This window comes from Allorhodopirellula solitaria (assembly GCF_007859855.1).
In the GTDB taxonomy this organism is placed as follows: domain Bacteria; phylum Planctomycetota; class Planctomycetia; order Pirellulales; family Pirellulaceae; genus Rhodopirellula; species Rhodopirellula solitaria.
In genome coordinates, this window is record NZ_SJPK01000018.1 from 21,950 (window position 1) to 45,196 (window position 23,247).

At 59.1% G+C, this 23,247-nt stretch carries 19 protein-coding genes and 1 tRNA gene; 7 read left to right on the forward strand and 13 right to left on the reverse strand.

The annotated features are described in order from the left end of the window. Positions 1-28: 28 nt before the first annotated feature. From serA to CA85_RS21590, 8 genes are all read right to left on the reverse strand, one after another. On the reverse strand, positions 29-1,651 hold the full coding sequence (gene serA, locus CA85_RS21560; protein ID WP_146393435.1) for a phosphoglycerate dehydrogenase: 1,623 nt from the start codon (positions 1,649-1,651) through the stop codon (positions 29-31). 150 nt (positions 1,652-1,801) lie between these two features. Beyond that, positions 1,802-2,920, reverse strand: coding sequence for a 3-phosphoserine/phosphohydroxythreonine transaminase (gene serC / locus CA85_RS21565; protein ID WP_146393436.1), 1,119 nt, complete (start codon positions 2,918-2,920; stop codon positions 1,802-1,804). Between the two features lie 103 nt (positions 2,921-3,023). After that, positions 3,024-3,989, reverse strand: a complete 966-nt coding sequence (locus tag CA85_RS21570) for an SDR family NAD(P)-dependent oxidoreductase (protein ID WP_146393437.1) — start codon at positions 3,987-3,989, stop codon at positions 3,024-3,026. Next, complete coding sequence (locus tag CA85_RS21575; RefSeq protein WP_146393438.1) at positions 3,961-5,433, reverse strand: sigma-54-dependent transcriptional regulator; 1,473 nt, start codon at positions 5,431-5,433, stop codon at positions 3,961-3,963. Before CA85_RS21575 ends, CA85_RS21570 begins: the two co-directional genes overlap by 29 nt. A gap of 129 nt (positions 5,434-5,562) precedes the next feature. Beyond that, positions 5,563-6,675 (reverse strand): DUF1559 domain-containing protein, encoded by a 1,113-nt coding sequence (locus tag CA85_RS21580; RefSeq protein ID WP_246113055.1) that lies wholly within the window; start codon positions 6,673-6,675, stop codon positions 5,563-5,565. A gap of 45 nt (positions 6,676-6,720) precedes the next feature. Continuing rightward, a complete protein-coding gene (locus tag CA85_RS25150; protein ID WP_186775116.1) occupies positions 6,721-6,909 on the reverse strand; it encodes a hypothetical protein in 189 nt (62 codons plus the stop codon). 210 nt (positions 6,910-7,119) lie between these two features. After that, on the reverse strand, positions 7,120-7,602 hold the full coding sequence (locus CA85_RS21585; RefSeq protein WP_146393439.1) for a YraN family protein: 483 nt from the start codon (positions 7,600-7,602) through the stop codon (positions 7,120-7,122). Then, positions 7,599-10,037 (reverse strand): DUF4159 domain-containing protein, encoded by a 2,439-nt coding sequence (locus tag CA85_RS21590; protein ID WP_246113056.1) that lies wholly within the window; start codon positions 10,035-10,037, stop codon positions 7,599-7,601. The genes CA85_RS21585 and CA85_RS21590 overlap by 4 nt, the downstream gene beginning before the upstream one ends. Before the next feature lie 289 nt (positions 10,038-10,326). Here CA85_RS21590 and CA85_RS21595 point away from each other — a divergent pair, with 289 nt between their 5' ends. Both CA85_RS21595 and hisA read left to right on the forward strand, forming a co-directional pair. Next, a complete protein-coding gene (locus CA85_RS21595) occupies positions 10,327-11,331 on the forward strand; it encodes an AAA family ATPase (protein WP_146393441.1) in 1,005 nt (334 codons plus the stop codon). A gap of 287 nt (positions 11,332-11,618) precedes the next feature. Continuing rightward, on the forward strand, positions 11,619-12,344 hold the full coding sequence (gene hisA / locus CA85_RS21600; protein WP_146393442.1) for a 1-(5-phosphoribosyl)-5-[(5-phosphoribosylamino)methylideneamino]imidazole-4-carboxamide isomerase: 726 nt from the start codon (positions 11,619-11,621) through the stop codon (positions 12,342-12,344). Positions 12,345-12,415: 71 nt separating this feature from the next. Here the strand turns inward: hisA and CA85_RS21605 are convergent, their stop codons facing one another. The 4 genes from CA85_RS21605 to csrA form a co-directional block, all read right to left on the reverse strand. Continuing rightward, positions 12,416-13,228 carry a thymidylate synthase gene (locus tag CA85_RS21605; RefSeq protein WP_146393443.1) on the reverse strand — a complete coding sequence of 271 codons (813 nt, stop codon included), beginning with the start codon at positions 13,226-13,228 and terminating at the stop codon, positions 12,416-12,418. 217 nt (positions 13,229-13,445) lie between these two features. After that, on the reverse strand, positions 13,446-14,093 hold the full coding sequence (locus tag CA85_RS21610) for a peroxiredoxin-like family protein (RefSeq protein ID WP_146393444.1): 648 nt from the start codon (positions 14,091-14,093) through the stop codon (positions 13,446-13,448). 231 nt (positions 14,094-14,324) lie between these two features. Continuing rightward, positions 14,325-14,397: transfer RNA gene (locus CA85_RS21615), tRNA-Glu, on the reverse strand. A 291-nt stretch (positions 14,398-14,688) separates the two neighbouring features. Next, on the reverse strand, positions 14,689-14,883 hold the full coding sequence (csrA, locus tag CA85_RS21620) for a carbon storage regulator CsrA (protein WP_146393445.1): 195 nt from the start codon (positions 14,881-14,883) through the stop codon (positions 14,689-14,691). Between the two features lie 208 nt (positions 14,884-15,091). Between csrA and CA85_RS21625 the strand changes: the two genes are divergently transcribed. From CA85_RS21625 to CA85_RS21640, 4 genes are all read left to right on the forward strand, one after another. Further along, on the forward strand, positions 15,092-15,469 hold the full coding sequence (locus CA85_RS21625; protein ID WP_246113057.1) for a hypothetical protein: 378 nt from the start codon (positions 15,092-15,094) through the stop codon (positions 15,467-15,469). Positions 15,470-15,758: 289 nt separating this feature from the next. After that, positions 15,759-15,986 (forward strand): hypothetical protein, encoded by a 228-nt coding sequence (locus CA85_RS21630; RefSeq protein WP_146393446.1) that lies wholly within the window; start codon positions 15,759-15,761, stop codon positions 15,984-15,986. 91 nt (positions 15,987-16,077) lie between these two features. Next, positions 16,078-17,859, forward strand: coding sequence for a TlpA disulfide reductase family protein (locus tag CA85_RS21635; RefSeq protein ID WP_246113058.1), 1,782 nt, complete (start codon positions 16,078-16,080; stop codon positions 17,857-17,859). A 67-nt stretch (positions 17,860-17,926) separates the two neighbouring features. Continuing rightward, positions 17,927-18,178 carry a hypothetical protein gene (locus CA85_RS21640; protein ID WP_246113059.1) on the forward strand — a complete coding sequence of 84 codons (252 nt, stop codon included), beginning with the start codon at positions 17,927-17,929 and terminating at the stop codon, positions 18,176-18,178. A 718-nt stretch (positions 18,179-18,896) separates the two neighbouring features. Here the strand turns inward: CA85_RS21640 and CA85_RS21645 are convergent. Continuing rightward, a complete protein-coding gene (locus CA85_RS21645) occupies positions 18,897-20,867 on the reverse strand; it encodes a heterocycloanthracin/sonorensin family bacteriocin (protein ID WP_146393470.1) in 1,971 nt (656 codons plus the stop codon). A gap of 591 nt (positions 20,868-21,458) precedes the next feature. Here CA85_RS21645 and CA85_RS21650 point away from each other — a divergent pair. Continuing rightward, entirely contained in the window at positions 21,459-23,228 is a 1,770-nt protein-coding gene (locus CA85_RS21650; protein WP_246113064.1) for a hybrid sensor histidine kinase/response regulator, read from the forward strand. The last annotated feature ends 19 nt before the right edge of the window (positions 23,229-23,247 follow it).

Genomic DNA, 23,247 nt, shown 5'->3' on the forward strand with positions numbered 1-23,247 from the left:
AGTAGCCAATCGAGGGGGTTTCGAGTGCTCAGCTCATCCAGGTCGGCAGTTCGCCTGCAGCGGGCAGCTCGATCAGCTTCGTCTGCTGGATCGCGTCGATTTCCATCAATTCGTTGACCACGGCATTGGGGACGTCGCCGTCGACGCTGAGCACGCCGATCGCTTGGCCGCCGGGTGCATCGCCTTCACGGCCCACTGCCATCTGGGCGATATTGACGCCATTTTTGCCGAATACGGTACCGACACTGCCAATGATGCCGGGCACGTCTTTGTGGGCGAAGACGAACAACCGCCCGTCGAGGAAGGACTCGAGACGGTATCCGTCGAGCAGGATCAGCCGCGGCATCCCGTGGCCGAGCACAGCGGCCCCGGCACTGACCGATTTCCCACCGCCGGATACTTCCGCAATGATGCTGCTGGTGAAGGCGCTCTGGTCGCTGTTGTGTTCGATACTCAGTTCGATGCCACGTTCTTTCGAGAGCATTTCTGAATTGATCACGTTGACATCTTCGACCACCCGTTCGAGCAGTCCGGCACAGAAGGCGTTGGTCAGCACGCGGGTATCTTTGCCTGCGACATCACCGCGATATCGCAATCGGATTTGGTCGATACCGCCGCCATGCCACTGGTGGATCAGCAGGCCGAGTCGGTGAGCGATGTTGAGATAGCTGCGCAGTTCGCTGAGCGTTTTCGGATCCAGCGACGCGACATTGACGCTGTGCCGGATCTCGCCAGTTTGCAGGTAGTTGATCAGCAGGTGGATGCCTTCGACGGCGACTTGGGTCTGGGCTTCCTCGGTGCTGGCGCCGAGGTGTGGCGTGCAGCAAGTGCCTGGCATTTGGAACAGCGGGCTGTCTGTGCAGGGCTCGTTTTCGTAAACGTCCAAGGCCACGCCACCGAGCTTGCCGCTCTCGAGTCCCGTCACGAGGGCGGCTTCGTCGTAGATGCCTCCGCGAGCGACGTTGACCACCCGCAGCCCCGGTTTGACTTTGTCGAGTTGTGCCATGCCGATCAACCCCTTGGTCTCCGGCGTCAGGGGCGTGTGGACGGTCAGGTAATCGATCTTTGGCAGCATCTCGTCGACGGTCTCGACCCGTTTCACTTTCAGTGATTCGGCTTGATCGTCGGTGAGGAAGGGATCGAAGGCGACGACGTTCATGTCAAATGCTTGGGCGCGGGCAGCAACTTCGCGGCCGATGCGCCCCATGCCGACGACGCCGAGAGTTTTCCCTGCGAGTTGGTTGCCCATGTAGGCTTTGCGGTCCCAGCGGCCTTCGGCCAAGCTTTGATGGGCAGGCGCGATGTTGCGGCTCAGGGCGAGCATCATCGCGAAGGTGTGTTCGGCGGTCGAAACCGTGTTCCCCGCGGGCGTGTTCATGACGACGATCCCACGACGCGTCGCAGCGGCTTTGTCGATATTATCGGTCCCCACCCCCGCTCGCACCAAGGCTCGCATCCGCGTGTTGCCTTCGAGCGATTCCGGCGTGATCTTCACGCCGCTGCGCAGGATCGCTCCATCGAACTCGTTGAGAGCTTGCCGTAGCTCTTCGCCTTTGAGTTTGGTGCGGACCTCGTATTCGACACCCGGAGCGGCTGCGAGTAGGTCAAGTCCTTCTTGGGCGATGTCGTCGAGAACTAAGATGCGATGCATGGCAATTGCGTGGGGAAGTTTGGGAGGTTGAGAGTAGAGGAGGGATGGAGCCGCACCGCCTGGCGAAGCGGGTTCGCGAAACGCGCCGGTGCCCGGGAACACTCCGCTCATGGTTTCCATGGGCAGCCCGGACACGATCGATGGACGCTTCTAGCCGTTGGCGGCTGCGAAATCGGTCATGAATTGACCCAGCGTCTCGACGCCTTCACGCGGCATCGCGTTGTAGATGCTCGCCCGGATGCCACCGACGCTGCGGTGTCCCTTGAGAGCTGCCAGGCGATGAGTCGCCGCCTCGGCAATGAACTTCGCTGTCAAATCATCCGAAGGTAGATTGAATGTAACATTCATCAACGAGCGACAATCCTGTTGAGCATGGCCCCGATAGAACCCGTTGCTGCCATCGATGATCTTGTAGAGCGAATCAGATTTCTCGCGGTTGATCTTCTCCATCGCTTCGAGGCCACCGATTTCATCGCGCAGCCAGCGAGCGACTTTGCCCAAGACGTAAATGGCGAATGTCGGAGGCGTGTTCCACTCGGAATCGTTGTCGTGGTGGTTTTTGTAATAGAGATAACCGGGCGTGTTGGGATCAGCGCGCTCGAGGAGATCCTTTCGCATCACCACCATGGTCACGCCCGCCGGGCCGGCGTTCTTCTGCGCACAGGCGTAGAGCAGTCCATAGCGGTCGACGGGCACGGGGCGACAGAGTAAATCGCTCGACGCGTCGCTGACCAAGGGAACCGAATCTGGGCAATCCGGTTCGCTGGGGTACTGAACCCCTTGAATCGTCTCGTTGCTGCAGTAATACAAATACGCGGCATCGTCGCTCACCGTGTAATCCGAGGCGGTGGGCAAGCGATCGTAGTTGGTCTCCTTCGCGTCGTAGATGGCGACGGCATCGCCTTCCTTTTTGGCTTCAGCGATGGCTTTTTTGCCCCAGGATCCCGTCAGCAGGTACTCGGCTCGCTTGCCGCTGCCGCGGAGCAAATTGGCGGCGATCGCCGAGAACTGCAGGGTCGCTCCGCCCTGCATGAACATCACGCTGTAGTCCTCGCTGATACCCAGCAGGCTCCGCAGGGTGTCCTGAGCGTCATGCAAAATGTCAACAAACAGCTTGTCGCGGTGGCTAATTTCCAGCAACGAGGCACCCGCTCCCGGCAAACACAGCATCTCGTCTTGCACCTCGCGGAGCACCGATTCGGGCAACGCAGCCGGTCCGGCAGAGAAGTTGAATACGCGGTTGGTGGCGGAGGAAGCCGAAGCGGTCATGCGAAGAACTCTTTATGGAAAGAGTGATGGGGGAAGGGGGAAAGCGTCCGGTCGGGCTGGATTCTATGCTTCGTACCCATTTCGTGAAAGGCAACACATCTTTCTACGCAAACTTTCGATTCCAACCGCCGTTGACGTTGACCGTCTGGCCAGTGACGAATCCCGCTTCGGGCCGGCTCAGGTAGGCGACCGCAGCAGCCACGTCGCTGGGCCGGCCCCAGCGGCCCATCAATGCTTGGGTCGTCGCACGCTCGTTCCAGTACTCGCTCGTTGACTCACCCCAGGCGGTCTGGATCCAGCCCGGAGCAACAGTGTTGACCCGTACCCGCGGCGCGAGCGTTTGGGCGAGACTTGCGGCGAAGGCCATCACGGCGGCTTTGACCGGACCAAACATCATTCCGGCGTCGCCCTCCATCCCCTCGGCGGCCTGGTCCCAGCCGATGAAGACCATCGAGGGCGTGGCAGCTGCCCCCTCGCCAGCGTTCTCGCTGTGCTCCTTTTCTCCTCGCTCCTTCTCGTCTTGCTTTTGCTCGCCGGGTTCTGGCTCGCCGGGTTCTGGTTCGCCGTGTTCTGGCCGATCTTGCTCGGCCATTGCCGGGCCGACGATCCGCGAGACCGCGGCGGTGCCACACAGATCCACATCGAGCAGCCAGCGCAGCTTCTCGTGAAACGACCAAGCGGCGGGCTCGCCGGTCAAAACGTCGGCGCCGGCGTTGTTCACCCAAGTATCGATCGGCCCCATTTGATCGAGAGCGTTCTGAGCGAACTTTTCAGCTGTGGGAATCTTGCTCAAATCGGCAGCCATGATCTGGCAATCCACGCCCATGCCTCGGACTTCGTTGGCAGTGGCCTCGGCGCCGGCGCGGTTGCAGCGATAGTGGATCAGCATCCGTGTTGGTGTCGGCCTCGGGCGAGCGACAGTGTCCGCGGCCAAACGGATCGCTATCGCGCGACCGATCCCGCTACTTGCGCCCGTAACGACGATGCCTGCCATGAGATCGATTTGCCTGGAAAGAGGTCGCGGGTGGGTGCGGCCGCCATCATAACGCGTATTGCAATCGAGGGTCATCCAGGCCGAGTCGTTTCATCTTCTTGTAGAGCGTGGTGCGATTGATCTCAAGTTCATCGGCGGTGGCCGCCCGGTTCCAAGCATGGCGGCGGAGCGATTGAAGAATGATTTCGCGTTCGGGAAACTCCAGTGCCTCGCGGAGGCTCCGCCCGCTGGTCGAATCTGCGGTGGCACCCCACCGGGACGCGCCCGGCTCACTCGTCACCGCGGCCCGCGGAGACGCCAGCTCGCGGTCCTGGCGATTGGGGGTCCCAAAAGCATTCGGGTTCCCCAATACTTCCGGGGCGAGATCTCCGATACCGAGTACACGCTCACTGCTCAGCAAGACGGCTCGCTCGACGACGTTTTCGAGCTGGCGGACATTGCCGGGCCAGTGATAGGACTGCAGTGCAGCCAAGGCTTCTCGATCGAATCCCTCGACATCACGGGACGCCGTCAGGGCCGCCTCGCGTACGAAGTGTTCGACGAGCAAAGGGATGTCGCTACGCCGTTCTCGCAGCGGCGGCAAGGCGATCCGAATCACATTGATCCGGTAGTACAAATCTTGCCGGAAGGTCCCGTTGGCGACACTGCTCTCGAGATCCTGATTGGTTGCCAAAATCACACGCGTGTCACTTTGACGTGTTTCCATCCCACCGAGTGGCTCGAACTGGAATTCCTGCAACACCCGCAGCAGTTTGACCTGCATGGCGGGCGTGGATGTCCCGATCTCGTCGAGGAATAAGGTGCCGCGATCGGCCAATTCGAATTTGCCGATTCGATCCGTCGCCGCGCCGGTGTAGGCACCCGCCACATGGCCAAACAATTCGCTCTCGAGCAAGGTGTCCGGTAACGCCCCGCAGGCCACCTCGACGAAGGGGCCCGCCCGCCGCGAGCTGCGGTGATGGATCGCGCGGGCGATCATGCTCTTGCCCGTGCCGTTCTCGCCTGTGATCAAGATCGAAGCCTGCGTATCGGCAACGCTGTCGATCACATCGAAAATTTTCGTCATCCGGTAGTCATGGCTGAGAATATTCTCGAGCCCACTGCGGCGGTCGAGTTGCTTGCGCAGCGACTCGTTCTTCTGTTCGACTTGACGATGGTTGATCGCCCGATCGATTGCCAGCAGCAACTCGTCATCGGCCACCGGCTTGGTCAATAGGTCAAACGCACCGGCGCGAACGGCTTCCACGGCCGTGTGCGGACCGGCGTAGCCTGTCATGACCAGAATGGCGGTCGAGGGATGCTGCTTCGCGGTAAAGCGGATCAGATCAAAACCATCCTCGTCAGCGATTCGCAGGTCCGTGATGACCACATCGAATGACTCCTCGCTGAGCCGCTGGCGGGCTTGACGGAGATCCGCCGCGATCTCCACCGAAAATGTCTTCCCTGCCAACCAATCACAAAGCGATTGCGCCAGATGGGCATCGTCATCAACAAGCAGAATTCGGGTGGTTTGGTTCATGGACGGTTTCCGGAGCAACGTGAGCGAGTGCGTCTACTCAATTACTTAGGTCAGAAAACCGGCAAAGTCAAAAAAGAAGGTGCCCGGCGCGGCTGCGAATCACGAAAGCAGCACCGGGCACAGACTCCCTTAAGGAAGGGAAGCGGTTTCGGCGCCGCGAATCGTGCCGAGAGCACCCCACAGCCCATAAGGGCTCTTCGTGCCCGGCGCGGTGAAAGCACCGCCATTGGCAATCGGGGTTTGCGTCAGGTCGCCGGTATCGATGGAGTCGGTGATAAACCGGACGGCACCATCACCCATCAACACATGGGCACCGCCCTGGTGGTAGCTCGTCACGGACGCCAATCCGTCGTTTGCATCCGTGCTGCGGAGGCATGAGGGTGCGTTGGGTGACAGAACCGTCATGATGGCCGTCGAGTGCCAGTGGCCGTCGGCCCAGCGGCGGCCACGCTGCCAGATCCCGCCGGTCGCGTACTGTGACGGCGAATCGGGATTGATGTGGTCACCCGTTTTGCACTCAGACGGCCGCGGTGGCCACCATTCGCTACCGTTGAGGTGGTAGACATAGCTGTTCGTCCCACGTGCGAAGTCTTGGACGCACATCTCACCCATCGCGACCGTGTTGGCGGTCCCATCTAGGATGTCACGGAATCGGGTGGCTTTCTCGCGGGCGAATAGGCCGCGATGATGGCCGGTGACGCCAGTGTGGTGGGCGCGATCGCCGGGCTCGGGCGAGCGACCGGCGCCGCGAACCGTGTCGCCATAGCAATTGGCGTAGTTCAATTGCCCGGCACCGTTGAGTACCGCCGGATCACTGGGGCATCGATATGTCGCCACCTGGGTCATCCATGGCAAATAGGACGGTGAATCCGTCCCCGGGTTCTGTCCGAATGGAGCAAAATCAGTGGTTCCTTGACGAGAAGGATTGCTCATCTGATCCCACAAGGCTTGTTGTTCGATAAACGGCAGGATCCCGACGGCATTCAAGTTGATGCGATAGCCGTTCGGAGTTGATCCGTCCCAAGTACTCGCAAAGGTCTGAAACGCGGAATGGTAGTTATGCATCCCCAGACCGAGTTGTTTGAAGTTATTGCTGCATTGCATCCGCCGCGCCGCTTCGCGGGCAGCCTGGACCGCCGGCAGCAACAACCCAACTAAAACACCAATGATGGCAATCACCACTAGAAGCTCAACCAGAGTAAAGCCCATGTGACGACGAGGCATTCTTTCGACTTCATTCATAACTTTTCCTAAATGAAACGCACATAATTCGAACGAACTTAAAAATCATTTGGGTTGTGATGGGTCGGCATCCATCATGGCTTCCATCGCCTCAGGATCGTTAACACTGGCATCGACGTTCGGATCAACAGCAACCTCGCCGTTGAGAACCTTGGTCCCCGACTCGGCGCCACAGCCGATAACAACCGTCGTCGGAACGAGAACAACAACCAACATCATGAATTTGTGGAGCATAAGCCTGCAGCAGTTAATAGAAGACCAGGATGACAAGCCAACGGGAAACGGAGCCCGCTAGCAATCGAAGGTTAAGGGGGTTGCTTGGCCCCTGTTTGGGCGATATTACTGCGGCCGATTGTCGCTGTCAACTAACTGACTCCATCCCGAAATCGATTGGGGGTCGCCGGTCGAGCGGAGAGGGAGCCTCGATGCTCACCAAGCCGGAGACTAATAGAATGAGTACTCGATCGTGGATTCGAAGGCGGCTGGGTAATGCTCGATCCGCAGAGGCAATGGTTCATCGGTCGGCCACCAAACCGCCACGACATCGAAGCGACAGGCGGTGCCGACCAGTTTCTTTCGTTTGAGATACCGCAGCGCCGCCCGGCTGATTCTTGCTTGCTTGTTTTCATCGACGCGATCGGCAGGATGGCCGGGGCGACGAGTCGCGAGTGTTTTGACTTCCACGAAGACGATGATCCGCTGGCGCAAGTCCATGGCAATCAAGTCGATTTCGCCCGCTCGATCGGATTCGCTTTCGGCGATCACTCGCAGTCCCTTGCGGCGCAGCTCGATCGCGGCGACCTGCTCGCCCCGCTTGCCGAGTTTTTCCCTAGCGTCAAAAGTCCCGTACCGCCAGCCAACATACCGCTGGGTAAGCCTCGCCGGCGACAGCAGCGAGAGCAGTCGCCCGAGCCGGGAGCCTCTCATTGCTGTAGCGCGTAGAGGATCACGCCTGCGACAATCTTGGCGGCATCCGCCGTCGCATATCCCGGACATTGAATCGAGTTCTGACTCTCGAGGGCGCAGCTCAAATCGAGCGGCGAGAAGAATACCGTGTCGACCCCGTTGACCTGCATCGCTTCCATCAGCGGTGCTCCCGATCGCCGCGCCACTTCAACCGACTTGCCCGCTCCCGATGTTTCGTTGGGAGTCCGGATTTCCACATTCGTCAAGTCAAAGCCACCGAAGCGGGTGGTCCAGGCGGGATGGTCACTCGGCATCGGTTCCAGCTTCGCATCGGATGCAATCGCGGCGAGCTCACGGCGCAGCGAAGTCGCGAAGGCTTCATTCCCACAGATCGGTGTCGCGAGCAGGATTCCTTCCCGGTCAATGTAGTTCTTCAATGCCCGGCGAGATTCCGCATCCAACTCAAACTCGGTCTGGCCGGTCAGGTAGAGCACGCCCACGCGGGCCAAGGACTGATCCGTCAGCGCAATCGGCTTGTCCACGGCGATGACTTCGACAGCGATTTTCTCGCGAATGATGGTGGCCGCGTGCGGCAACGCTCGATTGACCTGTTCTTCTCCTGCTCCAACGGCTCCCGCGGCAATCGGGATCGCTCCGCGGGTGGGGATGGGTGCGTCCTCGGCCAAGATTGACATGGAATTGTCGAGTTTATCCTTGAGCTCCCTGCCTGTCGCATAGGCGAGAATGTTCTCGCCGAGGGTCACACCGGCGACCACGCCCGCATGGACACCCGGTGGCAGGTCAGCGCCCCGCAGCAGCGGTCCGCCTCGCGACCAGCGGCACGCCAGTGACCTCGGCGAATAGAACACCGGTGTCCGACAACAGGCACCCACGCCAAACATCCAGTAATCGTCAGCGATGTTGGCCGGATCGGCTGGGGCTTCGGCAAACCACACCGGATGCGATGGAGGCAGTCGCTCGAGCTTCGCCTGCGGATACCACTGGCTGCACAGAGAACTCACGCTTTGCTCAAACGCTGCCGCATCCCCACAGCCATCGCCCGCCAACGCGTCAAACAGGATCGTACCGCCTTGGTCGAGATACGCTTTGAGGTGATCACGTAAACCAGCATCGAAATCAAGCGATTGGTTGCCGGCGATCACGAGCACGGGCGACTTCAAGAGGTCCGCAGCGGTCGCGTGTTCGGCGGCGGTGGTTTGCCAGGTCAATTCACGCGACCAATCCCGTTCGACGTGCCGAACCAACGAATGCAAGGATCCTGAAAGGGGCATCGACGAGGATGCATCCGCCCCGCTGCCCCGCCCAAACGCAGCGTTGGCAGGGTCCGGATCTACGCCAGTACGGAGGGAGGGATGATCCAGGCGCGAGATCACGACTTGGCGTTTCCCCTTGGCCAAGAACAGCAGCGCAAAAGATGTCGCCACATCCCGGTTGGATTCCACCACACCGCCACCTTTCCAAAAGCCTTGGAATTGGTCCTGCAGGCCGACCAGCCGCTCGGCACCTTCACGGTACCAATCTCGATTGCCGATCAAGCGGCGGCCAGACAAGCGACCGATCCGCTCGACCGCGTAGAGGTAGTAGTAATAACTCAACATCTCACCACCCGGATTCGCATTGATGGTGAATATTTTGCTGAGGTATTCCAAACCGCGGTCGACGGCCTCGTCGCTGGGATCACCTCCGCAGCAATTCAATTGTCCCGCGGCGGTGTCTTCGAGATCGTTCAGGCTGCTGCCGCAGATAATCAGAGATCCGATTCCCGCGCAGGTCATGGATCCGCTCGGCCGCGGTCCGCTGCCATAGGACCAACCGCCACCGGGCAACTGGACGCGGCGCCAGTACGCGGCGGATGCATTGAAAACATCCGGTGAAACCTCCACGCCTCGCTCGGCGGCCGCCCCGAGGGCCAACACGGCGAACTGAGAATTCGACGGGTCCCCGTAACCACGAACTTTCGTGTAGCCCCAGGCACCCGCGTTCCGAGCTCCCTCGGGTTTCTGCAACTCGCTCAGCCACTGCACATTGCGGCGGATCCGCGGCACGTCTTCGAGGGCGCCGACGGCGCAAAAAACGAGCGTCTGGAGCGAAACGGAATAGGTGTCTGCGGGCGGGAAGGTGCGTAGGTACTCGATCGCACGAATGAAATCGGGATCCTCTCGCGAAACACCTGCGTTGATCCAAGCCAGCGTGCAGAGGGCTGTCAGGCCGCAGTTGTAGCCGCTGTATTCCTGCCAGCCGCCACGCTGCGTTTGAGTTTTCCGTAGATAGTCGATCCCCCGATCAATCGATCGCTGCACCGTGATCGCGTCGATGTCGGCGCGAGCCGATACGGGGGCCGATAGGAACGCAATCAGCGTGAGGGTCCAAACGAGTGGCAGTGCCAAGCGATTCGGGCCCCAGTAAGAGAAGCGTTGGACTGAGCTGTTTTTCATCGCACACCGATTTTGACTTTCCTTGACAACGCCTAGACTGATATCGTTGAGTTGAACCTGTACTTCCCTGCCGTCCCGTCCACGCGCCGAGTTCTCGATGACCGATCCGTCTTCGCCCACCCCACCGCCCGTGGTCAAACCATCCGGTACGGCACAGCAACCGGGTACGGCACAGCAGCCAGGTACGGCACAGCAACCGGGTAATCCGCCAGTCTCCCCGAAAACGCCCGAGGCTGCAAATCCAACCGCCGCCTCCGCCGCCGGGAACAAGCCACGCAATCTCGCCGATGTGCTGCGTGAATTTGCCGAATACCAACAGAAAATGCGCGATGAGCTCGGCAAAGTCATCGTGGGGCAGACCGAGACGATCGAACAGTTGCTCGCTGCGATCTTCACCCGCGGGCACTGCCTCCTCGAAGGTGTCCCCGGCCTCGCCAAAACGCTGATGGTCAGTACCCTCGCCGATATCCTTGATGTCAACTTCAAACGCGTCCAGTTCACCCCCGACCTGATGCCATCGGACATCACCGGGACGCAGGTGTTGGAGGAAACCGAAACGGGCCGGCGGAGTTTTCGCTTTGTCGAAGGCCCCATCTTCACCAACATTCTGCTCGCTGACGAAATCAACCGCACACCCCCCAAGACGCAGGCCGCCCTACTCGAAGCGATGCAGGAACGGCAGGTTTCCGTGGGCCGGGAAACACATACCTTGCCCGATCCCTTCTTCACCATCGCGACGCAGAACCCCGTCGAGCAGGAAGGCACCTACCCGTTGCCTGAGGCTCAGTTGGACCGGTTCATGTTCAATATCAAAATCGACTATCCGACCGCCGATGAAGAAGAACGCATCCTGACGGCGACCACGCGGGGCGAGTCGCCGACGGTCAACAAAGTCCTGTCGGCGCGGGCGATCCTGACCTGCCAGAAACTCGTCGCCAGCATCGCGGCGGGCCCGCTCGTGATCCGCTACGCCTCACGGTTGGTGCGGGCCACGCGGCCGAGCGATTTGTCGGCGCCGGAATATGTCCGCGAACTCGTCGATTGGGGAGCCGGCCCGCGGGCTGGCCAAAACCTGATCGCCGGCGCCAAAGCGATCGCAGCCATGAACGGCCGATTCAATGTCGAACCCGGCGATATCCACCGCGTCGCCCTGCCCGTGCTCCGCCACCGGATTGCCACCAACTTCCAAGCCCAAGCTGAAGGGATGGATACCGACGCGATCATCCGACGGCTGCTCGAGGACGTCGAGATCCCCGAACCACCCAAAATGGCCAAGGAAACACCCCGCAAGTAATCCCTGCTCCCCTGTGTTGCTCGAAGCTCAAGTCACGACAACGCCCCAACGGGGCAGTCCTATGACAGCCCCAGGCAACGCCTGGGGAATCCTTTCAATAAATCCGAATGAAAATCGTCACAAACTCCATCGATAGCCGGTGGATGCACGGGGGCGTCGACTCGTTTCGACAACGCCAATCGCTGGGTGATGACGGGGACCGGCATCCGCGGCTATATTCTGTCGTCGCTTAGGGGCCTCATCCCCGCTCCCCTCTCCTTCATCCACCACACAATCGGTTTAGCCGCATGGAAATTTGGCCCGCGATCGACCTACGTCATGGCAAACCCGTGCGGCTACGCCAGGGTGACTACGAGCAACAGACCACCTTTGGTGACGATCCCGTGGAGTTTGCTCAGAAGTGGCAAGCCGCTGGAGCAAAATGTCTGCACTTGGTGGACCTCGACGCTGCTCGGGGCGACGATCCGGCGCCCAACCGGGCCGCTGTGCGACGCATCGTCGAGGCCACAGGATTGCCCTGTCAAATGGGTGGCGGCGTCCGCGATCAAGAAACCATCGAAGCCTTGATCGAAGCGGGGGTCGCTCGCTTGGTCGTCGGCTCGCGGGCGCTCAAGGACCCCAACTGGTTCACGCAAATGTGCGACGCTTTCCCGGGGAAACTCGCGGCGGGAATTGACGCCCGCAACGGATTGGTGGCCACCCAGGGTTGGCTGGAGACGAGCGAAGTCACCGCGATCGAACTGGCGAAGACACTTCGCGAGCAGACCGCCAACATCGCCGCAATCATCTACACCGACATCGCCAAAGACGGCATGATGCAAGGACCGAATTTTGAAGGGCTGGCCGAGATGGCAGCCGCGACGGATATCCCCCTCGTCGCCAGTGGCGGAGTGACGACCTACGAGGACGTGCAAAAGCTCGTGGAGATGAAGATGCCCGCCGCCATCATCGGCCGCTCCCTCTATGACGGCGTGATGGATCTGCAACGCGTCCTTGAGATTGCCCAGCCCTAACCGACGGCTATACTCTGAAACCCCCGCCGGGATACTTTTGGGCAACCGACAGAGCTCGCGTTGCCTGCCGATCACACGGCCACGGGAGCTTTGATGTGTGGATGAGGGTGGTAATCGATCAGCTCGAAATCTTCGAACTGGAAGTCCGCCATCGACTGGACATCGCGAACGATTTTCAGCTGAGGTCGCGGGCGCGGGGTGCGGGAGAGCTGCTCTTTGGCCTGTTCCAGGTGATTCGAATACAGATGCACGTCGCCGAAGGTATGCACGAACTCGCCGGGCTGCAGCCCCGTGACGTGCGCCATCATCGTGGTCAACAAAGCGTAGCTGGCGATATTGAAGGGAACGCCGAGAAACAAGTCTGCGCTGCGTTGGTAGAGTTGGCACGAGAGTCGGCCGTCGGCTACGTAGAACTGGAATAGCAGGTGGCAGGGAGGCAACGCCATCCGCGGCACGTCCGCGACGTTCCATGCCGAGACGATCAAACGCCGCGACTGAGGGTTGGTGCGAATCTCGTTCTCCACCCAAGCGATCTGGTCGATCGACGAGGCACCATCGTTATTGGAATCCGGGCCGACTGGCCAGCTCCGCCATTGGTGCCCATAGACGGGGCCGAGCTCTCCATCGGCATCTGCCCATTCATCCCAGATCGAAACACCATGTTCTCGGAGCCAGCCGACGTTGGTCTCTCCGCGTAGAAACCACAACAGCTCATAGAGAATCGAGCGGACGTGCAGCTTCTTGGTCGTCAGCAGCGGAAAGCCGTCGGCTAAATCAAATCGGATCTGGCGGCCGAACAGGCTACGCGTTCCGACTCCCGTGCGATCGCCGCGATCGCCGCCCTGATGGAGGACTTCGTCGAGGAGATTTAAGTAGCCTTGCATGAGTGATTCACAGTAGAGGAAGATTTCGTTAAGTGCCCTCATTCCGGGCGGTTGATGCCGAGCGGAACAGCATCGCATTGGCAAATCAAACGCCGCGTTTCGCCATCCCTGATTGCCGTAGTGGCTTCATCATGTCGCTGCTCGTCTGGTAACTGAACCGGGGCGAACGGCGGTTAGTCTAGCTTAGATCGACGGCTAGGAACTCGACTGCCCGGCCCTAGCGCTCCCGCAGCGCCGCGACGACGTCAGCGGGCTCGGCCCGTTGCCGATAGTCAACGTTCACGAAACGCCAAGTCACCACGCCATCGCGGTTCAGCACGAACGTCGCCGGAATGGGCAGTACGCTTGCGTTTCCGCCATTGATGTCCGCCAAGTCAAGTTTTCGATCATTCCGCATGTGATCGAGAATCGTATCGGGAACGTTCCAGGCAACTCCATACGCCGACGCGACGCGCGCGTCTTGGTCCGAGAGCACGGGAAACGCCAGTTCCTGCTGCTGGGCCTGCGACAGCGATTGATCGGGTACGGCGGGACTGATTGCGACCAGTTCTGCATCCAAGGCATGGATCTCGGGCAATCGCTGCTGCATCGCTCGCAGTTGTAGATTGCAGTAGGGACACCAGCTGCCGCGATAGAACGTCACCACCAGCGGCCCTTGAGCCAGTAGCTTCGACAGCGAGACAATCTCGCCTTGAGGGTTCGGCAGCTCGAAGTCAGGAGCTTTCTCACCGACCTCGATCGCCTTCGCAGCTGCTTGGAGGGCCTCTGTCGAAGACAGCAGTTCATCGACCCGGTTTGCGAACCCTGGATTGTTCTTGCGGGTGTTGGCAAACTTTTCTTCCGTCTGTTCTCGAAGCGTGGTCATCGATATCTCTCTGAGGGCAAGGTTTCAAGTTTGCTGAGGGCTCCAACCGAGTAGATGCGGCACCGCCGTCGGGATTATTGTCGCAGCCAATCACATTGAGCAACCGTTCTACCGATAGCCGCTCGGAGACATGATGAACGGAGAACACCGGTGCAGAAAATTCAGGCACGAAAAAACCCCGCAGAACGCTTGGTTCTGCGGGGTTGATGTCGTTGGGTGGTGAAACCCAGATGATCCCTACGGGACTCGAACCCGTGTTGCCGCCGTGAAAGGGCAGTGTCCTAGACCGCTAGACGAAGGGACCTGGTTTTGGAATTTCTTCCTGGCATTTTTGCCGTGATCAAGGCGTTGCTGCCGTGATGGGCGTGTTTTACAAAGAGACGCTAGAGGCGTCAAGGGTTCCCGGGGCAGACATCGCGAAAAACGCAAGAAGTCCCTCGAGAGTAGGTGAAATCGCAAGCCGAGTGCGTCCAGACCGCTTGTTCGGCGGCAATGATTGTGGACGGCTGAGCCTGGAGATCATGCCCGGAGCTGAACGCGACCCGAAGTCGATCTCGACTCTGAGCTGAACGGACCCGGACGATGGACTCGCGGATTAGCCTTCGATGGAGCTGTCGGTCGCTTCGTTAGAACGCTGGATCGCTTCATAGACTTCGTGGCGATGAACCGGCACTTCGCGCGGAGCTTCCACCCCAAGGCGTACCTTGTCGCCGCGAATCTCAACAACAACGATTTTGATGTCGTTGTTGATGATGATGCTTTCGTTCTTCTTTCTTGACAAAACCAACATGGACTAATTCCTTTACAATGGCCACAGTATCTCTCAAAAACGACCTTCCAAGTTTTCGGTAGGAAGGACAGGCCGTAGGGTTCTTAACCGTGGACGGGGATCCTAGAGCACTTTACTCTAGGACAAAAACGGACGCGGTCAAGGAATTCTGGGTTGACAAACCCGCAAAAATCTCTTTTCCATCCAATATACGCTCAGTTGTGGTGAAATGTCTGCCTATTTTTCATTTCAGGCCTATGTTTATCTCGCCCAAGGGCAACCCTTGGGCCGTTCCCTCGAACAGATTGCCCAGGCCATGAGCTCTCTCTCTGGGCTGTTTTTTGAATGGGATGGGTCGCTCACCTGGGCGAACCAGGCCGCCGGATGGCAGGTCGACGCGACAATTTTCGATAATGGTCAGGAGGTTCAGTACATCGATTTGCACGGCCGGGCGAACTCACGAGAGGGATGCTTGGTGCTCAACGAGCGTCTCAGCGAGCTTTTTGCAGCCTGGGGCGACCCCTCCGAACTCAGACTCCTGCGCCTGCCAGAGCGGCGTTGGCAAAATTTACATCAGTTTGCAAAAGAGTCGCTTGGCTCCAACTAACAGGCTGGTGACCCAGAACCCCATGAAATTCTCAGCCAGCTGCTCTGCGACGCTCCGATAACACGCCAAACACAGCGTTAACCATCGTATTTCCCCGTCTCAGTCGACTGGCTCGTCGTGTCGGTGGGAAAGCCGAGGGGCGGTTTTCGCTGGAAATAGCTTTTTTTCAAGCGGGTTGGTTCGGTTTTGGCACGGGTTCTGCATAACCCTCGATTCATCATCAAAAACGGAATCGCAGGCAACGTCGTCTGCAACCGACAGAAACCCACCTAATTCAGGATGAATCACCATGATGACTGCAACAGTTTCCCCCTCGACTGCCGCCGACCCATTTGTCTCGCCCGTCGCTGAAGTGGCTCAAAATGAGACGCAGTTGACGGATTTGGAGATTCTTCGCCGGGTGCGGAGCATCCGCAGCACCTGGTCGGTTGCCGAGCGAATGGAACGTCGCGAAGTCGCTGGCAAGCGATTCGCTCGTCTGATGGACGCCCTGTCTTTGGACCAGCACGCTGCGTAACTCGGGGGCGATCGCACGCACCTGAGGGTTTCCCTGTCCCCGCTAATCCGTTTAGACTGCGGTTTTCGCTTCTGGGGGAGGGACCTAACGCGTGCTTAACTATCAGTTCCCACGTGTCGCAGCCAGTTGTTGGCGGACACAGATTTTTCGAGGATGGATTCTCAGCCTTGGGCTGGTCACTGTCGGAGTGACCGGTTGCGGGTCGACGACGACCTCGTCACCAGAGGAAGCGTCCCCAGAAGAGAGTTCCCGAGCCAATCCAGGGGCAAGTCACCCCGGGTCCGCCAGCGGTCCTGCCGCGAGTCACCAGCTCGTTGATGAACAGAACAGTAGCAGCAGTGACTCACTGCCCTCTCCCGCCATGGCGAATCCGCCTGCGGCAAGCAGCTCGTCTGGTGAGCTGGCCTCTTCGAGTGCCTCCGCAACCGACTCGGTGCAGCGGCCCGATTCCGCCGAGCCGATTGAGCAGCTGCCCTCGCCCACCGCGCTCATCCCACGCTTGGAACTCAAGAGCGGTTGGTCGCCGAGCCAGTTGGAAGATTTTTTGGGCGATGCTGACGCCGAGATGGGCGGATTGATCAACAGTAGATCGGGGGCGATGGACCCCCAGGCGCTACGGACGGAAGTGGAACGAATTGTCACGCTAAAACGCGTTGCGGCTGAACGCTTGAGCGAGCATCCCGATGCGACTGAGCGCGAGCAGGCCAATGGGCATCGGGGCGTGCTGCAGTCGCTCTCGCACCTGGCGTCGATGGGCGACGTAAAGGCTGCCACAGAGCTGCAAGCGGTCGCCGAGGAGTCACGTCATTCGTCAAATCCAGCTTTGCGGGCGGACAGCCAGTTGGTGCTCATTGGATTGGCCATTGAATCACTGCGGCACGGCAAGGCCGACGCCGCGCAGCGGATACTCAGTCTCCTCGACGAACTGCTTGACACCGACGAGCAGGTCGACGTCGCCACGTTGATGGTGCTCGGCCAAGCCAAGGACGCGTTGTTGCAGTACGAATACCAGGACGAGGCGGAGCAGGTTCGCGATTTGATCCTCGAGCGGTTTAGCGGTGCGCAGGACGCTGAGGTGGCCCGGATGGCAGCCTTGATCGCCGCATCGGGATTTTCGCAGGCCGACACGGCACTGGAGCGACTCGATCAGCTCCGGCAACAATGGGTTACTGCGGCACCCGAGGCGAGTGACCCAGAGGGAGATCAAGACGCCGCTGAGCGCGTCACCGCGGCAGCGTGGCGGGCTGCCGTCGACGAGGTGCTAACAACACCCGCCGATGTACTGACCGTCGAGTTTCTGTGCGGCGCGAGTTTGGAAGCGGAAGCGGTCGGTCGCGAGGATATCGCCGCAGCGACCTATGAAGTCCTCCAGAAGGATTTTTCACAGCGTCAGGATGCTCTGGGGCAGGTTGCCCGCACGGCCCTGCGAGCGCGTGAGAATCGCGAGGCGGTGATTGGCCAAGACTTTGATCCAGATTTGCCATCGGTCGACGGTCGCCCACTGAAGATGGAAGATTATCGTGGGAAGGTCGTTTTGATGCCGTTCTGGTCGAGCGCCTTCCCCACTTCGCTGGCGGTGCTTCCTAATCTGCAAGAGATCCAAGCGGCCAATCCCGACAGTGTGGCAGTCGTGGGTATGAATTTAGATGTCGCGGGTACGGATGTCGCGGGATTCCTGCAGCGTGAGAATCTATCGCTGCCTAGTTTTCGCAGCGAGTCCGATCCAGGTGCCGACATCGTTAACGAGGTCGCCTACCGCTTTGGCGCCGTGACACTGCTATTTGTCGCCGTGATCGACGCCGAGGGACAAGTCGTTCACCTCGATTTTTCCGGCGAAGATTTGACGTCCGAGGTCCAAAAGAGAATTCGTTGAACTAAAATCGAACGAATCAGAGGACCCGGTGAGCGGTTCTCAATCCTCTCTCCCTCCTCGGCACGCCATGTCGGCAACAACAGTCATGCAGTTCATCGAACTTACTGGCAAAACCTTGCTGGATATTGTTAACGAAGGTGAAATCGACATGCGTCAACTCCATGACGCAGGGGTCAATGGTGATTCCATTTTGCGGATCAACAAGTTTGGCGAGATTGAACTAAGGCAGTCCCACGAGTGGGTCATGGTCGGTGGTTTGATCGGCAATTTCGACGAGCGACTCCGCAAAATCACGCAGTTGGATTGGCTGTCGTCCTGAGCTCAGCGGCGAATCCTGCCTCTTTGAGACTGCGAGCGGTCCTGGTAACCCGACGCGTGAGCGAGGCGACAAGCCCCGTCTTCCAAGGCCCCGTCTCCCAAGACACCGTCGCCTCCTGTCGATTGCCCGTAAGCATCGCGTGATCAATAAGTGGCGAATTTTGCGAGATCTTTTCTGTGGCGGACGAGACGACGAGCTGTAGAGCTCCCACGAGTTTTCCTACGCCGAAGGCGTTGAAGAAAATAGCCGGTGGTTTGAGCGTAAGCGAACACCACCGGATAGGCCAACGAATCACAGTAGGTGACGCTGCGCTGACCTACGGCTAATGTCTGTAATCCCTGACGGGATACTTCTGGGGATCCAACAGTTCGTCGCTTCGTCCAACACGACACTTATTACTCCCGCGTTCCTAAATATCCCGAGAGGGATTGCAAAGAATTGCGGTAGGCCAGCGCAGCGCAACTTCTCTCTCGTCGTACTCGTGCTCGTGCTCGTACTCGTGCTCGTGCTCGTGCTCGTGCTCGGCGCGATCGCTGGCTCGCATAGGCTGGGTCCGAATTGCCTGGGCGGCATTGCGGTCTATTTTCGAGTACGGCTACCGGCGGCGCAGTCCTGTTGCTAGAGGCGCAATAAAAAAACCGCGTGAGCGGATGGCTCACGCGGTTTTCGTAGAATCAACTTGCCGTCTCTTCAACAGTCGGAGGCGGGGCTAGTGAAACTAGCTGCCACAGTTGGTGCAACCAGCACCGGCTTGCATGACGGGTGTCGCATGCACGGGGCTAGCTTGCACGGCGGTCGAGCCACAGCCACATCCAGCTGCAGGAGCAGCCGAGTTGTAGACAGGAACTTGAACAGTCGTTGGAACCTGCTTGCAGACGCGGACCTGAACTTCCTTGGTCGACTGCACAGGAACGCAGACGGTGTAGGTTTCAGGAACTTCTTCGGTGACGGTGTCATAGACAGTCACGTTGTAGTTGCGAGTGCGGGTTTCTGGCACGCAGACGGTGTAAGAAACTTCGCGTTCGCGTTGTTCCGTTTCCATCCGGGTGCGGTTGACCGTACGGGTCCGTTCCTCGGTCTTCATGGTCGTTTGGGGGACCATGCGAGTGCGAGTTTCGGTACGGGTGCGGGTCACAGGAACCGTGCGAGTGCGGGTTTCGGTGCGGCACTTGGTGACTTGATATTCACGAGTGCGTTGCTCTTGACGGGTCTTTTGAACCGATACCGTACGGGTACGTTGCTCGGTCTTCATGGTCGTCACAGGAACTTCGCGGGTGCGAGTTTCCATGCGAGTGCGTTGCACGGGGACTTCGCGAGTCCGCTGTTCGGTCGTGTACGTCGTGACTTGGTAGTCACGGGTACGCGTTTCTTGACGGCAGCGGGTCACGGGGACGGTGCGGGTACGGGTTTCCGTACGGCAGCGAGTCACGTTAACCGTGCGCTCACGGGATTCGCTACGCGTGCGGGTAACTGGGACCATGCGGGTCTTGGTTTCGCAGTTGTAGGAAGTCGTGGTGTAGGTGTAAGGGACCTTCTCAGTCGTGCGTTGGTAGGTGGTCGTTGGGACCTGTTCGCAGACGACGTTGGGAACGTACACGCGACGATAGCTAACCGCTGGAGCACATCCAGCACCGGCTGCGGAGCTACCGCAACCACAGCTGCTTTGGCATCCGCCACAGCCACCGCATGGGTCGCCGCAGGCGTTTGAGCTGCTGCTGCCACAACCGCAACCGGTTGCTGCAGGAGCGGCGGGAACTGCTTGGCACTCGTAACCACCCAGGTCGCGCTGAACCGTTCGCATCGTGGTCACGGGGACGCACTTGCTAACGGTGCGGTAGGCCGTTTGAGTTTGCTGAACAGGAACACGCACGGTGTAAGTCTGCTCAACTTGCTCGGTGTAAGGGACCATCACGTTGTACGTTTGGGTCACTTGCTCGGTGTAAGGAACCGTCACGTTGTAGGACTGTTCCACTTGCTCGGTGTAAGGGACGTTGACCGTGTACTCTTGGGTACGGGTCTCAGTCTGAGGAACACGAACGGTGTACGTTTGTGTTTGGGTTTCGGTGTAGGGAACGCAGACTTGGTATTCTTGCGTTTGCGTGGTCGTCACAGGAACCTGAACGCTGTAGGTCTGCTCGATTTGCTCGGTGTAGGGCACGCAGACCGTGTAGTCTTGAGTCTTGGTCTCGGTGTAAGGCACGTTGACCTGGTAGGACTGTTCGACCTGTTCGGTGTACGGCACGCTGACCTGATAGGACTGTTCGACTTCCGTGGTCACGGGAACTGAAACTGTGTACGTTTGTTCTTCCGTGTAGGGCACAGAGACTTGAACGTCGTAGGTTTCCGTACGAGTCTTCGTTTGAGGCACGTTGACGGTGTATTCTTGCGAACGAGTTTCCACGCGTGCAACTTGCTTGGTCACGTTTCGCGTGCGGGTTTTGGTTTGCCGCTCGTAAGTGGTCGTTGGAACCATACGGGTTTCGGTGACGTATTGTGAACGCATGACAGTTTGCGTTTCGTATGACACGGTCGTGCCACAGCCCGCACCACTGCCGTCGGCACAGCCGCCGCATCCAGCCGTTGAGCTTTGCGAAGCGCAACCATTTCCACTGGCGCAACCGCCACAACTTCCGCATCCTGCGTGGACCGAGGCAGCGAACAACATCGCTGCGGTGGCCCCCATAAACATCCTCAATACACTAGACTTCATTGATAACCCTCTCGAAATGCTCACGAACTGTGAGGCAACAGAAGAAACACGGGCAAGCTTTAACGGCTGCGTAGTTTGGGCGGACATCGCCCTGCAGCTATCAAAGGTAGATGCTGGGTATCCTATGTCAACAATGCGATCCTAGTTCCACGGCAAGTTTCACGGATTTTTCTCACGACGGGTCGTTGCCAAAAAACGCGATAATTTCATTTTTTTTGCCATCTGTCTGGTACGCTGCTCGCCGCCGCGGGAATTTCTACCGCTCCGGGTCGGTTTTGCCGGCGCCCTCCGGCTAGCCCTGCCTGGGTTCCTTCACAGGCTTGCTCGGTGAATGATCGCCCCCTTGGTGACGCGGCGATTTTTCTGAGACGCGCTAGCGGGGAGCTGATGGCGGCCAAGCGGGGGTTCCCAGGGTCTCTCGGAGTTGAAAAGGAAGCTCGTTCTGCAAACATTTGGGCACATCCGCCGTGGCGTTTTCGTTTATAGTTTTCTGTGTGGCGTTGTCGAACGTGTTTGGGTGCGACGCGATGAAGGGCTTGCAGAGGTGGGAGTAATCAGGCTGTGTCAAGAATGATTTGGGTAGGCGACGGAGGACTGCCGCCCGAGGCGATTGCCGCTGGCGCCGCCGATCGATCCGGTGACATCGAATGGGTGCACGCGGAATCGATCGTCGAAGCGTTTCCGTTGCTCGAAGAGGAGTCGGTCTCAGGGATCTGGCTCGGGCGATCGAGTTTGCCGCAGGTCTCGGAGATTCGCGGAATCACGCAGAGCGGTTTGATGCTGCGCGATATGCCCGAGGGTGTCGCACTGCTCGACTCTGACCTGCGGGTCATCTGGGCGAACCGGCAGCTCCTGCAGTGGGCAGAACGAGAGGAGGGCACTCCATTGGGGATGACGTTCTTCGAGCTGCTTCACAACCCGGAGATCATGGGCCCCGATTTCTGTCCGTTTCATACGTCCCTGGCGACGGGTGACCAGAGCCATTCGACATTACACAGTTCTCGCAACCAATATTTCAAGATCCACGCCGCCCCGATCCATTCCGCAGCGGCACCGCGGCACTTGATCGTCACGATCAGTGACATCACCGAGGAGATCCTGCAGGAGCAAAAGCTCGCTGCGATCCATCAAGCCGGACGCGAGCTCGCTGATCTCCGCCCCAACGAAATCTTCATGATGGAGGTCGACGAGCGGATCGACCTGCTCAAAGACAACATTCAGCACTATTTGCGTGATTTGTTGAACTTCGACGTGATTGAAATTCGCGTCCTTGAGCAGTCCACCGGCGACTTGTTGCCGCTTTTGAGCGTGGGCATCGACGAAGAGGCCTCCGATCGCAAACTGCTCGCGAGAATGCACGAGAACGGGATCACGGGATATGTCGCCGCCAGTGGTGTGCCCTATATCTGTCACGACGTGCTCAATGATCCCCTGTTCATTCCTGGTGTGGCGAATACGCGCAGTTCGTTGACCGTTCCATTGATTCTGCACGATCAAGTGCTCGGGACGATCAATGTCGAGAGCCCCGACGTGGCGACGTTCACCGACAGCGACCTGCAGTTTCTAGAGATTTTCGCTCGCGATATCGCCTTCGCTCTCAATACGCTCGAATTGCTCGTGGCCCAGAAGGCCAACACCGCTCAACAGAGTTGCGACGCGATCCACAGCGCCGTCGCGATGCCCGTTGACGCGATCCTCAATGATGCCGTGCATGTGATGGAGGGCTACATCGGGCACAGCAGCGAGGTGATGGATCGACTCGGCCGGATCCTTCAGAACTCACGTGATATCAAACGCACCATCCAACAGATCGGGCAGAAGATGACACCCCTCGAGGCGGTTGCTGCCGATGAGAAATCGGAACTGCATGCGGTGCTCCGCGGAAAACGCGTGCTCGTTGTCGATGAAGACGAGCAAGTTCGCGAGGATGCCCACCGGTTGCTCGAACGCTATGGATGTGTCGTGGAAACGGCACATGCCGGCGACGAGGCGCTGCTGATGGTGCGGCGCAGCGGTGGCCAAAACTTTTATGATGCAATCATTAGTGACATTCGGTTGTCCGAGTACAGCGGCTATCAGTTGATGTTGCGTCTGGGCAAGTTCATGGATCACGTCCCGATGATCCTGATGACTGGATTTGGCTACGATCCAGGCCATTCGATCGTTAAGGCGAAACAGAATGGGTTGCATCCCAAAGCGGTTCTGTACAAACCGTTTCGCTTGGACCAGTTGATCGACGTGCTGAAAACAGTTCTCGAGGCGACCCCCCGGTCGCCAGACGCGGACGAAAAGAACGACGGTGCGGAGTCCGCGTCCACCCCGAGCGGGGCTCAGCCCTAGGGATAACGGAGGGTCGGCC